Source organism: Pseudomonas sp. (genome assembly GCF_048269965.1).
Lineage (GTDB): Bacteria > Pseudomonadota > Gammaproteobacteria > Pseudomonadales > Pseudomonadaceae > Aquipseudomonas.
Map to the genome: position 1 here is coordinate 123,303 of NZ_JBLWTV010000012.1, position 12,825 is coordinate 136,127.

14 protein-coding genes are annotated in these 12,825 nt (G+C 65.0%); 4 read left to right on the plus strand and 10 right to left on the minus strand.

Features of this window, described 5'->3' with window-relative positions; translation table 11 throughout:
* Positions 1–63: 63 nt before the first annotated feature.
* The 3 genes from ACN0X6_RS15405 to ACN0X6_RS15415 all read left to right on the plus strand — a co-directional run bounded on the left by ACN0X6_RS15405 (position 64) and on the right by ACN0X6_RS15415 (position 2,863).
* Entirely contained in the window at positions 64–771 is a 708-nt protein-coding gene (locus ACN0X6_RS15405) for an ABC transporter ATP-binding protein (protein ID WP_417705197.1), read from the plus strand.
* A gap of 1 nt (position 772) precedes the next feature.
* Complete coding sequence (locus tag ACN0X6_RS15410; RefSeq protein WP_417705199.1) at positions 773–2,038, plus strand: ABC transporter permease; 1,266 nt, start codon at positions 773–775, stop codon at positions 2,036–2,038.
* Between the two features lie 303 nt (positions 2,039–2,341).
* The gene (locus tag ACN0X6_RS15415; protein ID WP_192980437.1) at positions 2,342–2,863 is read left to right on the plus strand and encodes a DUF3299 domain-containing protein; all 522 of its coding nucleotides are present in this window, start codon (positions 2,342–2,344) and stop codon (positions 2,861–2,863) included.
* Between the two features lie 152 nt (positions 2,864–3,015).
* Here the strand turns inward: ACN0X6_RS15415 and ACN0X6_RS15420 are convergent, their stop codons facing one another.
* From ACN0X6_RS15420 to ACN0X6_RS15445, 6 genes are read right to left on the minus strand one after another with little or no spacing between them, the layout of a single operon-like run.
* Positions 3,016–4,113, minus strand: a complete 1,098-nt coding sequence (locus ACN0X6_RS15420) for a tetratricopeptide repeat protein (protein ID WP_417705200.1) — start codon at positions 4,111–4,113, stop codon at positions 3,016–3,018.
* A 2-nt stretch (positions 4,114–4,115) separates the two neighbouring features.
* Positions 4,116–4,799, minus strand: coding sequence for a TonB family protein (locus tag ACN0X6_RS15425; protein WP_417705202.1), 684 nt, complete (start codon positions 4,797–4,799; stop codon positions 4,116–4,118).
* Positions 4,799–5,209, minus strand: coding sequence for an ExbD/TolR family protein (locus tag ACN0X6_RS15430; RefSeq protein WP_021489595.1), 411 nt, complete (start codon positions 5,207–5,209; stop codon positions 4,799–4,801). Before ACN0X6_RS15430 ends, ACN0X6_RS15425 begins: the two co-directional genes overlap by 1 nt.
* Before the next feature lie 11 nt (positions 5,210–5,220).
* On the minus strand, positions 5,221–5,769 hold the full coding sequence (locus tag ACN0X6_RS15435) for a MotA/TolQ/ExbB proton channel family protein (protein WP_417705204.1): 549 nt from the start codon (positions 5,767–5,769) through the stop codon (positions 5,221–5,223).
* On the minus strand, positions 5,762–7,111 hold the full coding sequence (locus ACN0X6_RS15440; protein WP_417705206.1) for a MotA/TolQ/ExbB proton channel family protein: 1,350 nt from the start codon (positions 7,109–7,111) through the stop codon (positions 5,762–5,764). Before ACN0X6_RS15440 ends, ACN0X6_RS15435 begins: the two co-directional genes overlap by 8 nt.
* Entirely contained in the window at positions 7,108–7,881 is a 774-nt protein-coding gene (locus ACN0X6_RS15445; RefSeq protein ID WP_417705208.1) for a DUF3450 domain-containing protein, read from the minus strand. Before ACN0X6_RS15445 ends, ACN0X6_RS15440 begins: the two co-directional genes overlap by 4 nt.
* 192 nt (positions 7,882–8,073) lie before the next feature.
* Between ACN0X6_RS15445 and ACN0X6_RS15450 the strand changes: the two genes are divergently transcribed.
* The gene (locus tag ACN0X6_RS15450) at positions 8,074–8,766 is read left to right on the plus strand and encodes an OmpW/AlkL family protein (RefSeq protein WP_417705210.1); all 693 of its coding nucleotides are present in this window, start codon (positions 8,074–8,076) and stop codon (positions 8,764–8,766) included.
* Between the two features lie 246 nt (positions 8,767–9,012).
* On the opposite strand, the gene ACN0X6_RS15455 is transcribed toward ACN0X6_RS15450, so the two are convergent.
* Genes ACN0X6_RS15455 through ACN0X6_RS15470 form a run of 4 tightly spaced genes read right to left on the minus strand, consistent with a single transcriptional unit; the run spans position 9,013 to position 12,728 of the window.
* Positions 9,013–9,936 carry an NAD-dependent epimerase/dehydratase family protein gene (locus ACN0X6_RS15455; RefSeq protein ID WP_417705211.1) on the minus strand — a complete coding sequence of 308 codons (924 nt, stop codon included), beginning with the start codon at positions 9,934–9,936 and terminating at the stop codon, positions 9,013–9,015.
* Entirely contained in the window at positions 9,929–10,813 is an 885-nt protein-coding gene (locus ACN0X6_RS15460; RefSeq protein ID WP_417705213.1) for a sugar nucleotide-binding protein, read from the minus strand. The genes ACN0X6_RS15455 and ACN0X6_RS15460 overlap by 8 nt, the downstream gene beginning before the upstream one ends.
* Before the next feature lie 19 nt (positions 10,814–10,832).
* Positions 10,833–11,324, minus strand: a complete 492-nt coding sequence (locus ACN0X6_RS15465; RefSeq protein WP_003463262.1) for a single-stranded DNA-binding protein — start codon at positions 11,322–11,324, stop codon at positions 10,833–10,835.
* A 9-nt stretch (positions 11,325–11,333) separates the two neighbouring features.
* On the minus strand, positions 11,334–12,728 hold the full coding sequence (locus ACN0X6_RS15470; protein WP_417705215.1) for an MFS transporter: 1,395 nt from the start codon (positions 12,726–12,728) through the stop codon (positions 11,334–11,336).
* Positions 12,729–12,825: the final 97 nt, after the last annotated feature.

Sequence of the window (12,825 nt, forward strand, 5' to 3'; positions counted from 1 at the left end):
AGCTCGGTTCAGACAATCAGGCCACCCTACCCGGCTTTTCATGAACGACGATTCGAAGAAACCATGACCCAACCTCTGATCGAACTCGCCGATCTCGGCTTCGCCTGGCCCGGCCAGGCGCAGTTGCTGGATATTCCCCATTTCACCCTGGCGCGTGGCGAGAGCCTGTTTCTCAAGGGCCCCAGCGGCAGCGGCAAGACCACCCTGCTTGGACTGCTCGGCGGCGTGCAACGAGCACAGAACGGCCATATCCGCCTGCTCGGCCAGGACCTGGGCCAGCTCTCTGCCGGCGCCCGTGATCGCTTCCGAGTCGACCACACCGGCTACATCTTCCAGCAGTTCAACCTGCTGCCGTTTCTTTCCGTGCGCGAGAACGTCGAGCTGCCCTGCCGCTTCTCGCGACTGCGCGCCGAACGCGCGCGCCAGCGCCACGGCAGCATCGATGCCGCTGCTGCGGCGCTGCTCGACCACCTCGGTCTGCGCGCCGACCTGCTCGGCCGCCGCGCCGACGAACTGTCCATCGGCCAGCAACAGCGCGTCGCCGCTGCGCGTGCGCTGATCGGCCAGCCGGAGCTGGTGATCGCCGACGAACCGACCTCGGCACTGGACTTCGACGCCCGCGAGGCCTTCCTGCAACTGCTCTTCGCCGAATGCCGCGCCGCCGGCGCCAGCCTGCTGTTCGTCAGCCACGACCAGAGCCTGGCTTCGCTGTTCGACCGCAACCTGTCGCTGGCCGAACTCAACCGCGCCACGCGCCCACAGGAGGCCTGAGATGCATCTGATCCGCATCGCCCTGGCCAGCCTGGCCAACCGCCGTTTCACCGCCCTGCTCACGGTGTTCGCCATCGCCCTCTCGGTGTGCCTGCTGCTGGCTGTCGAGCGCGTGCGTACCGAGGCCCGCGCCAGCTTCGCCAACACCATCAGCGGCACCGACCTGATCGTCGGCGCCCGCTCGGGCAGCGTGAACCTGCTGCTGTACTCGGTGTTTCGCATCGGCAACGCCACCAACAACATCCGCTGGGACAGCTTCGAGCACTTCGCCGAGCACCGCCAGGTGAAGTGGGCCATCCCCATCTCCCTCGGCGACTCGCACCGCGGCTATCGGGTGATGGGCACCAGCACCGCCTATTTCGAGCATTACCGCTACGCCCGCAGCCAGGCGCTGAAGCTGGCCCAGGGCCGTGAGTTTGCCGAAGATCCCTTCGAAGTGGTGCTCGGCGCGGAGGTGGCGCAGGCGCTGGGCTACGACCTCGGCGAAAAGATCGTCCTGGCTCATGGCGTCGCCACCATCAGCCTGGTCAAGCATGACGACAAGCCCTTCACTGTGGTCGGCATCCTCGAACGCACCGGCACACCGGTCGACCGCACGCTGCACATCTCCCTGGCCGGGATGGAGGCGCTGCACATCGACTGGCAGAACGGCATGCCGGCACGTGGCGCCGCGCAGATCAGCGCGGATCAAGCCCGCACCATGGACCTGCAACCCAAGCAGATCACCGCGCTCATGCTCGGCCTCAACAGCAAGATCGCCACCTTCAGCCTGCAACGGGAAATCAACGAGTTTCGCGGCGAGCCGCTGCTGGCCATCCTGCCGGGCGTCGCGCTGCAGGAGCTGTGGAGCCTGATGGGCACCGCCGAGCAGGCGCTTTTCGTGGTCTCGCTGTTCGTCGTGTTGACTGGTCTGATCGGCATGCTCACGGCGATTCTCACCAGCCTCAACGAGCGTCGCCGAGAGATGGCCATCCTGCGCTCGGTGGGCGCGCGCCCCTGGCATATCGCCAGCCTGCTGGTACTGGAGGCTTTCACCCTGGCGTTGGCCGGCGTGGCATTCGGGGTTGCGCTGCTCTATCTGGGCATAGCCAGCAGCCAGGGTTTCGTGCAGGCCAATTACGGCCTGTACCTGGCACTCAATGCGCCGTCGGGTTACGAATGGAAACTGCTGGGTGGCATTCTCGCCGCAGCCGTGGCGATGGGCAGCGTACCGGCCTGGCGGGCCTATCGGCAGTCGTTGGCCGATGGCCTGTCGATCAGGCTCTGAGAGCCTGTTCGCGATCTGCTGCGCGTCGGCGCTACTGCGTTAAAAACAAGCTGGATTGCCAGCCCAGTCGAAAGCCGCTTGTGGCTAACGCACTTCAGTGCGGCCCCGAAGGGGCGAGCGGAGTGAGTAATGCTCATGTACAAAAGTACAGTCGCCCGCGACCCCGGCCGTTCCTCCCTTGTTTTTGCGGGGCCGCTAGCGGTGTTGTATCGCTCTAGCTCGCAAGATCGTGAACAAGGCTCTGAGGGAAAGTTGAGAGCGCCTGACGTACACTGCGCAGGCGCTCTTATTACGAGGTTCCTCATGTCCCGCCCCCTGCTAGCCACCCTGCTGCTGACCCTGGCACTGCCGCTGGCCGCCGCTGATGTGCGCGAACTCACCTGGTCCGAGCTGATTCCGCCGGATGCTCCGCCGCAGGTCATCGACCCCGCGCCGATCCACGACCTCTCGCAACTGGCCGACGCGCTGGCCGAATCCGGTCCGGCCGCCATGCAGCAATCGCCAGCCGCCCCGGTGGTCAAGGAACTCAATGGTCAGCAGGTGAAGCTGCCCGGCTATATCGTGCCGCTCGACGTGACTGACGAAGGCCGGGTGGTGGAGTTTCTGCTGGTGCCCTACTTCGGCGCCTGCATCCACGTGCCGCCACCGCCCTCGAACCAGATCGTGCATGTCACCAGCGAGCTCGGCGTACTGCTCGACGCGCTGTACCAGCCGTTCTGGGTGGAAGGCCCACTGAAGACCGAGCACGTCAGCAGCGAACTGGCCGAGGTCGGTTACCAGATGGAAGCGGACAAGATCTACGCCTACGAGCTGCCCGATAGCTGATACCTGCCGGGGCATTCGTAGGTGGCTGCAGGAGCGGCTTCAGCCGCGAAAATGATTCGCGGATAAATCGGAACGCCGCCCGCCGCTCCTACAGATACGCCACCCAAGAAAAAGCCAGACCCTGGGGCCTGGCTTTTTACTTGGAGCACGACTCAACTGCGACTGGCGACCCGGTTCTCCCGCTCGAAACGCAACTCGCTTTCGGCCCACTGACGCCACGAACGCACCTTGGCCCGCTCGGCGCCACCGCGCTCGGCGCGCGCCAGCGCATCCAGGCCGGCCTGCCAGCGCGACTGCTCCAGTTCCAGTTGAGCGACGTACAGCCAGTGCTTGCCGTTACCGCTGCGCTCGGCCAACGGTCGCAGCACGCGTACGGCCGCAGCGCGATCACGCGCCTGCCACCAGAACAGGCCCAGACGCTCCTGGCGCGCAGCGGTGTTGGCCAGCAGGCCGCTGTCGAGCATCCCGGCGAGCAGCTTGGCGCCCTGCCAGGGCTGATCCGCAGCACCGGCGAGCAGCACCAGGTTGTCCAATTCCGACTCGCTGAAGCGCAGACCTTTGCTGTGCGCCGCACGCAGCGTCGCCAGCGCCTTGTCGTTGCTGCCGGCCATCTGCTGCAAACCGGCCAGCTGGCGCCAGCCCTTGGCATCGTTCGGCTGGCGCGCCAGCAATTGACGCTGCCAGCGCTCGGCCTGGGCGTAGCGTTTCAGATCGGCATTGGCGCCCACCAGAAACTGCAGCCAGATGTCCGCCGCATTGGGATTGGCCTGCACGTAACGCTCGGCCAGCGGTAGCGCCTTGGCCGGCTGGTTCATGCCCTGATAAGCCTGTACCAGCATCTGCAACACCTCTTCGGAGGCATTGCCCTGATTCGGCGCCAGCAGCTCGACGACCTTGGCATAACGACGCTCGCCCAGGTTGAGCTTGGCCAGATTGAGGCGCTCGCCGGCCAGCATCTCAGCGTCCAGCTTGCCGCTGCGCACGGCCTTGTCCAGCCAGTCGATGGCCTGGCCGTTGTTGCCGACCGACCAGGCCACGTAGGCCTTGCTGCGCCAGATGAGCGCTTCCTCGAGGCTGCCGCTCTTGGCCTGGACGTCATCGAGCGCGCGTCGTGCAGCAGCATGGTCGCCCTTCTGCTGCGCAACCTGCGCCGCATTCAAGGCCTTGAACACGGCCGGGTCGACGGTCTGCTGGGCCATGCCAGGCACGGCCGCAGTACCGAGCATCACGAGCAACAACCAACGGTACATGGTCAGCTCCTTTCCAGGCGGAAGTAGAGGGTTTTCACCGCTTCGCGGTCCACCGCCAGACCACCCTCGGTACGCGGCGCAAAGCGCCAGCGAGCGGCAGCACGGCGCGCTTCACGCTCGAAGACGTTACGCGGATTGGCCTCCAGCACGCGGATGTTCTCCACGTTGCCGGAGCGATTGATGGTGAAAGCCAGTTTGACGAACCCCTCGATGCCACGCTGCAGCGCATAGCGCGGATAATCCGGGCGCACATCGTTGAGCGGCATGACTTCACTCTCCATGCCGCCCATCTGCCCGCCGGATTCGGCGGCCTCGCTCGGCGGTGTCGGAGCCGGAGCACCCGGCGCAAGGCCGGACAGACTCGGTGCCGGCGCGCTGTTGACGGCAATACCACTGGCCAGGCTGGGCAGCTGGATGTCCAGCGCCGGCAGGCTGGCATTCGGCGTGGCCGTTTGCGGCGTCGGCGGCGTGGGCGGCTGCGGCGTTTGCGGCTGCGGCGGCTGCGGTGCCTGCTGACGGGTACGGCTGGCCGTCTCGCTGGCGTTGCCATCCATGCGCACGAAGTTGGCCACGCTGACCGGGTCCTGGCTCACCTTGGCGCTCGGTGGCGCGACCATGTACAGCATCAGGGCGAAGAGCCCCAAGGCCATCAGGCAGGCGCCGAGGAAAGACAGCGGCAGGCGCATCAGTTGACTCCGCTACCGGCAGCCAGGGCGACATCCTGCACGCCGGCCAGACGCGCCTGATCCATCACCTGGACCACCAGGCCGGTACGCGCATCCTGATCGGCCTGCACCACCACCGCGCCTTCCGGCTGATCGACGCGCATGCGCTCGACGTGTGCGCGCACGCTGCGGATGTCCACTGGCTGCTTGTCCATCCAGATCTGCCCGTCGGCGGTGACGGCGATGAGGATGTTGCCCTTGTCCTGCGGGCTGGCGGTTTCCGCCTGCGGGCGCTGCACCTCGACCCCGGACTCACGAATGAAGGAGCTGGTGACGATGAAGAAGATCAGCATGATGAAGACCACGTCGAGCATCGGCGTGAGGTCGATACCGGTGTCTTCGTCCTGCTGGTGGTGACGACGCATTCTCATGTTGGGCGATCTCAGTCGTGACGCAGCTGGTCGGCCAGCCGCTCGATGGCCTGGCTGGCTTCGCGTTCGAGGCGCGCCAGGCTGAACAATCCAGGAATGGCCAGAACCATGCCGGCCATGGTCGGCAGGGTCGCCTGCCACACGCCTGCGGCCATGCCGCGTGGGTTACCGGCGCCGTTGAGGGCGAGCACATCGAACACGGCGATCATGCCCAGCACGGTGCCGAGCAGGCCCAGCAGCGGATACAGCGCCACCAGGGTCTTGCCCAGGCGCAGCGGCGCCGCCAGTTGCTGACGCGCCTGCGCCAGCCAGGCCAGGCGCACGGCGCGCTGCCAGTTGCCGTTGTCATCGGCCAGCACCTGCTGCCAGGCCTCGCGGCGCTCCTGCACCCAGCCCGGGAAGATTCTGCGCATGTACCAGAAACGCTCGAACACCAGGGTCCAGAACACCACGCAGAGCACCGCCAGTGCCCACATCACCACGCCACCAGCGCCCATGAAGTCGAGCAGTGCATAGGCACTGTCGACTGCACGCAGCCAGAAGGCGAACAGATCAGTCACGGCGCGGCGCTCCCGACAGGTGCAGGGCAATCAAGCCGGCGCTCTGCTGTTCCAGAATCTGGATCAGGCCCTTGCTGCGGCTGGCCAGCAGGCTGTGCAGGAACAACAGCGGGATGGCCACCACGAGACCGAGCACGGTGGTCACCAGCGCCTGGGAGATACCGTCGGCCATCAGGCGCGAGTCGCCGCCGCCACTCTGGGTGATGGCCTGGAAGGTCACGATCATGCCGGTCACGGTGCCCAGCAGGCCGAGCAGCGGTGCAACGGCGGCGAGCAACTTGAGCAGGCCCTGGCCTTTCTCCAGCGGCGGCGTTTCCTGCAGGATCGCTTCGTCGAGCTTCAGCTCCAGTGTCTCCAGGTCCGCCAGTTGCGGCTTGGCGCCCAGCACGCCGATCACGCGACCCAGCGGGTTGTCATGGCGTGGTGCGCTGAGGTCATGCATCTGCGCCTTGACGCCACTGCCAACGCGGCCCAGATAGACCATGCGCCAGACAGCCAGAAGCAGGCCGAAAGCACCGAGCACGACGATCACCCAGCCGACCAGACCGCCCTGCTGCAGGCGATCCCACAGGGTCGGCTGTTGTTGCAGTTGCGCCAGCAGACTGCCACGGCTCGGGTCGATGGGCAGCGTGGCGAGTGCGTCGGTGCTGCTCAGGTAGTCCTCGACCTGGCCCAGACCAGAGGGCTGACGCGGCGGCGCCACCAGTTGCCCGGCATCGGCGTCGTAGCGCAGGAAGGCATCTTCGCCATATACGGCGAATGCGCCGACACGCAGCACCTGCTGCTCCTGACGCGAACCATCGGCATTCACCACCGGCAACTGCAGGCGTTCGATACGGCCGCTGGCGGCCAGGTCTTCGAGCAGCAGCATCCAGTAGCCGTCAAGGTCTTCGGCGGACGGCAGCGAGCGGCTTTCAGCCAATGCCTTGAGGCGCTTCAGACGCTCCGGATACTGGGCATTGAGCAGGCTGTCCTGCCATTGCCCGGCGACATCACCGGCACTCTGGCGCACCACACCGAACAGTTCACCGAGGTGACCGATACGCTGTGCCAGCAGCTTTTCCTGCTCGGCCAGCTCGGCCTCCTGACGGTCGAACTCGGCCTTCAGGCGCTCGCTTTCGGCTTTCTGGGTATTCAGCGCAGAGCGAGCAGCGGCCAGCAGTTGCGCCTGCTCACTGCGCTTGGCTAGAAACGCCTGCTCGCGCTCCTGCATGGCGCTGACTTCGGCAGCGCGCTCGCTGCGGATGCGCTGCAGCAGTTGATCGGGGCTGAGGGTTTCGGCCACGGCGGCCAGTGCCGGCAACAGGCTGAGCGCCAGTACGGCTACAACACGACGACTCATTGTGCGGCCTCCTCGGCCAGGGTCTTGATCGGCAGGGACAGCACGGCGGGCGCCTGCTGCTGACGGGCAATGGCGATGGCCTGGGTCAGCGGACGACGCGCGCTGCCATCGAGCACTTCCCAGGCCTTGGACTGCGGGTTCCACCAGCCACTCTCGTGGGCATCGAGGGTCTGGTAATAGAGCATGCTGCGGCCCAGGCGCAGGAACTCGACGCTACGCGAGCCGCCATCGGCCTGGTTCAGCTCGCCACGCCAGGCTTCCAGGGTGCGACCGTAGTCGCTCTCGATCTGGTAGGCCTCGAGGATGCGGCGGTACTTGTCGGCCAGGCTGACATCGGCGCGCGGCAGCAGATCCTGCAACTGAGCCAGACGATCCTCGCGTTCTTCGGGCAGGAACGGCAGATCGGCGGCAATGAATTCACCCAGCACCTCGACCATCTTGACCATCTGCGGGCTCACCGCTTCCTGGGTACGTTCGATGCCATCGAGCTGCTTCTGGTAGCTGGCCAGCTCCTGACGCTGGGCTTCGACCAGGTCACGAAGCTGACTGTTATAACCTTTCAAAGCCTCAGCCTGCTGCAGGGCATTTCGGTACTCATTGAGCATCTCGCGGCTGGCGTCATCCAGTTGCTCGACACGACCCTGAGAGGCTTGCGCCTCGGCGGCCAGGCGCTGGCTTTCGTCGAGCGCAGCATCCAGCGGCGCGGCAAGCAGCGAGCCACTGCTCAGCATCAGTGCCACGGCCAGGGAACGGAGGGGGAAGCGATTCATGCGCAGAGGGTCCTCGACAGACGGGCTTGCTTCAAAAAGAGAAACATTATCATCTACAGACGCATTCGAAGCAATGGACAAAACACCGCAGCAGAGCTCGCCGATCTATTGAGCCAGGTCAAAAAGTGGATTGTTGCTTGGCTTAGCATTGAATCCAGCCAAAGACACAACCGACTCGAATTGGAGCTCGCCATGTACAAATCACTGTTCACTGCCTCACTGCTGGCCCTGGCCATCGCTGCCCCTGTCGCCCAGGCTCACCAGGCCGGCGATATCCTCATCCGTGCCGGCGCCATCACTGTCAATCCGGAGGCCGACTCGTCCACCGTCAAGGTCGATCGTGGCGGCCTGGCCGGCACCGACCTGGGCGGCAAGGCAACCCTGAACAGTGACACCCAGCTGGGCCTGAACTTCGCCTACATGCTCACCGACAATCTGGGCATCGAGTTGCTGGCGGCAACGCCGTTCGAACACGACGTGAAGATCAAGGGCACCGTCCTCGATGCAGCCAATGGCAAGCTGGGCTCGCTCAAGCACCTGCCACCGACCCTGAGCCTGGTGTACTACCCGCTGGACGCCAAGTCGGCCTTCCAGCCTTATCTCGGCGCTGGCATCAACTACACCTGGATCTTCGACGAGCACGTCGGCAGCGCCGCCAGCGCCAACGGCTTCAACAACTTCCGCGCCAAGAACTCCTGGGGTCTCGCCTGGCAGGTAGGCGCCGACTACATGCTGACCGACAGCCTGATGATCAACGCCCAGGTGCGCTATATCGACATCGACACCACCGCTTACGTCGACAACACTGCGCTTGGCGTACGGGCCAAGGTCGACGTGGACGTCGACCCCCTCATCTACATGGTCGGCCTGGGCTACAAGTTCTGATAGCCCGCGCGGAAATGAAGAAGCCGGCAGATGCCGGCTTTTTCTTTTTCCGATGCGCAGCCCGAGCAACCTTTGGTGCACACGGCGCACCCTACGGTGCGTGCTCCGGATAGCACGCCGATAGCCCGACTATGCGTAGGGTGCGCCGCGCGCACCGATGAAGGCGCAATTTTCGCCGCGCACAGCGCATACGGAACGGCCCAGCCACGGGTTCTAACCGTCGCGGCGCCTCAGGTTTCCGGCAGCTTACAGCCCGAGCAGTTGGCGCAATCCTTCACGCAGGGGCGTCTGCTCTGGCATGCGGTAGTGAGCCTGCAAGCGCGCATTGTCAGCACGCGAATGGCGAATATCTCCAGCGCGTGCCGGTAAGTGCGTCACCGGCGGCAAACCGCCGCAAAGCACGCCGATCTCAGCCAGCAATTGATTGAGGCTTACCGCCTGGCTCCACCCCACATTGAGCGGATCACTCACCACCTGCTCGCTGAGCAAGCCCTGCATCAACAGCACGACCAGATCACCGACATAAAAGAAATCGCGAGTCTGCTCACCATCACCGAAGACGCTGATCGGCAGCCCCTGCTGCGCGCGCTGAGTGAAGATACTGATCACCCCGGAGTACGGCGAGGATGGATCCTGGCGCGGCCCGAAGATATTGAAGAAACGAAACACCGCCGGCTCCAGAGCATGCTGACGGCGGTAGAAATCCAGGTAGTGTTCGCCAGCCAGCTTGTCGGACGCGTAAGGCGTCAGCGGCGCCTTGGCGGTGGCTTCATCGATGGCCACGCCCTCGCCGTTGTTGCCATAGATAGCCGCGCTGGAGGCATAGACCACGCGTCGCACGCCATGCTGACGCATGGCCTCGCAGACATTCAGGGTGCCGATGAAATTGCTCTGGTGAGTGGACACCGGATCATCCACCGAGGCCTGCACCGACGCCACCGCAGCCAGATGCGCCACACCTGCGCAACCAGCGACCGCCTGCGCGACCACCTCGGCATCGGCGACGTCGCCTTCGATGAAGCGCAAACGCGGGTTGTCCAGCGGCAAGTTGCTGCGCTTGCCCATGGACAGATTGTCCAGCACGCGCACTCCGTGCCCAGCGGCCAGCAAGGCGTCGACCAGGTTTGAACCGATAAAGCCCGCACCACCCGTTACGAGAAATTCAGCCATGGCGATAGTAACGATCCAGTAAGCTCGGCAGAGCAGAGCGCCAGGCGCGCGGCTTGATGCCGAAGGTGTGAAGAATCTTCTTGCAGGCCAGCACGGCGTGCTGCGGCTCATCAGTTGCATCCGGGCGAGCGGCGTGCGCTTGCGGCGCGACATCCTCGACCAGATTGCTGCGATAGTGACGCGCTTCGCTCAGTACCGCCTGCCCCAGGCTCAGCGAGGTACTCGCTTCATGGCCGCCGTAATGATAGGTGCCCCACAGGGGCGACTCGCAATCGAGCTGCTTGAGCACCGCCAGGATCACCCGCGCGGCATCGTCCACCGGTGTCGGATTGCCGCGCCGGTCATCGGCGAGGTAAAGAGCCTCGTCGCGCTCGGCACGCAGCAGAAAGCGCCCCAGCAAGCCTTCACGGCTGTCATCGAGCAGCCAGCCAAAGCGCAGCAGCACATGACGCGGACAGATCGCTCGCACGCTCTGCTCCAGACGCCATAGCGCCTGGCCACGCAGGCCGAGGGGGATCGGCTCTTCCTTTTCACTGTAAGCGGTGACCCGCGAACCATCGAAGACCCGATAGCTGGACGGCTGCAGCAACACGATGGAATGGTGCTGGCACAGCTCGGCCAGACGTTCCACCGCGCGCTCCTGCGTATGCAGGCGCGACTCGACCACCGACTCGGCCTGGAACCAGTCGAAGTAGTAGGCCAGGTTGATCAGTGCATCCGGGCGGGTCTCGTCGAGCAGCTCGGTCAGACTGGCGGCGTCCCAGCCGTCTTCCGGCGGGCGTGGCGCGAGGAAGCCGATGTCTTCCTCGGCGCCAAGACGGATCAGCGCTTGCCCCAGGGCGCTACCGCCGCCCAGCAGCATCAGGCGCATTCGCATAGGCTAGAGCCCGCTCGGATCAGAACGGGATATCGTCATCGAAGCTGTCGTAGTCCGGCGCTGGCTGGGCCTGCTGCGGAGCAGGACGCTCCTGGCGCGGGGCCTGCTGCGGCTCGCGCTGCGGGGCCGGACGCGATTGACGCGGAGCGCCGCCTTCATCACCGCTCGGACGACCGCCCAGCAGCTGCATGGTGCCCTGCATGTCGACGATGATCTCGGTGGTGTAGCGCTTGATGCCGTCCTTTTCCCACTCGCGGGTCTGCAGCTTGCCTTCGATGTACACCTGCGAACCCTTGCGCAGGTACTCGCCGGCGATCTCGGCGACCTTGCCGAACAGGGCGACGCGGTGCCACTCGGTCTTCTCGACCTTCTGCCCGGTCTGCTTGTCGGTCCACTGCTCGCTGGTGGCCAGGCTCAGGTTGGTGACCGCGTTGCCGCTGGGCAGGTAGCGCGTTTCCGGGTCCTGGCCGCAGGTACCGACCAGAATGACTTTGTTAACCCCACGGGCCATAACGTTCTCCTAGACTCGGCACGCCGCTGGCGCCGATACGATCAGGCTCTCCAGCGTCGCGCGATCCACTTGTTGGGTATCGACTTTGATATAGATGGCCGCTTCGTCGACCACCACCACGGCGTCCGCCACTCCCGGCGTCGCCTTGAGGCGTTCGACCAGTTCGACATCGGCCAGTGCCGCGGCATCGAGCGGCAGGCGCAAACTGGTCACGTACGGCGGTTCGCGCATAGTAACAGCAATAGCCAGCCAAATTGCACAGAGTGCGGCGCAGCCGATGAACACACCGCCCAGACCAACGTGCTGGTACAGCCAGCCGCCGAGAATGCCGCCCAGCGCGGCACCGAGGAACTGGCTGGTGGAGTACACCCCCATCGCCGTGCCCTTGCCGCCTGCCGGCGCCACCTTGCTGACCAGCGACGGCAGGGAGGCCTCGAGCAGGTTGAAGGCGGTGAAGAACACCACGATGCCCAGCACCAGCGCCCGCAGGCTATTGCCGAAGAAGGCGAAGTAAAGCTCGCAGGCCAGCAATACGCTGACGGCGCCGAGCAGCACGCGTTTCATCCGGCGCTTTTTCTCGCCATAGATGATGAACGGCACCATGCCGAAGAAGCCGATCAACAGTGCGGTGAGGTACACCCACCAGTGCTCTTCCTTGACCAACCCACCCTGCTCCACCAGCGCCAGCGGCAAGGCCACGAAGCTGGCCATGAGCACCGCATGCAGGGCCAGGATGGCGAAGTCCAGACGCAGCAGGTCGGCGTGCCTGAGGGTCGGCCACAGCGCCTGCGCCGCCACGCCCGATTCGCGATGCTGCAGCGGGCCGGCGTCTTTCGGCACGATGCCGGCGACGATCAGAATGCCGAGCAACGCCATCGCCGCCGTCGCCCAGAACAGACCGGACAGGCCGAAGGCGCGAGTCAGCAGTGGGCCAACCACCATGGCCACGGCGAACGACAGGCCAATGCTCATACCGATCATGGCCATGGCCTTGGTCCGGTGCTGCTCGCGGGTCAGATCCGACAACAGCGCCATCACCGCCGCAGAAATCGCACCGGTGCCCTGCAGCACACGCCCGGCGATGACGCCCCAGATCGAATCGGCATTGGCCGCCAGCACGCTGCCTGCAGCAAAAATCAGCAAGCCTGCGTAGATCACCGGGCGCCGGCCGATGCGGTCACTGAGCATGCCGAAGGGAATCTGCAGCACGGCCTGGGTCAGGCCATAGGCACCGATGGCCAGGCCGATCAGCGCAGGCGTGCTGCCCGCCAGATCCATGCCGTAGGTGGCCAGCACCGGCAGCACCATGAACATACCCAACATACGAAACGCGAACACCATAGCCAGGCCGCCGGCCGCGCGGGTCTCGCTATTACTCATGCGCTCGCTGTGCGGATCGTGCATCGAATAAACCCTGAAGAAATCAGCCGGCGATTCTAGCAGCCGTCATCGTTTCGGCACAGGCGCACACTTTGCCGCAGGGTAGCGCCTGGCCCTATAC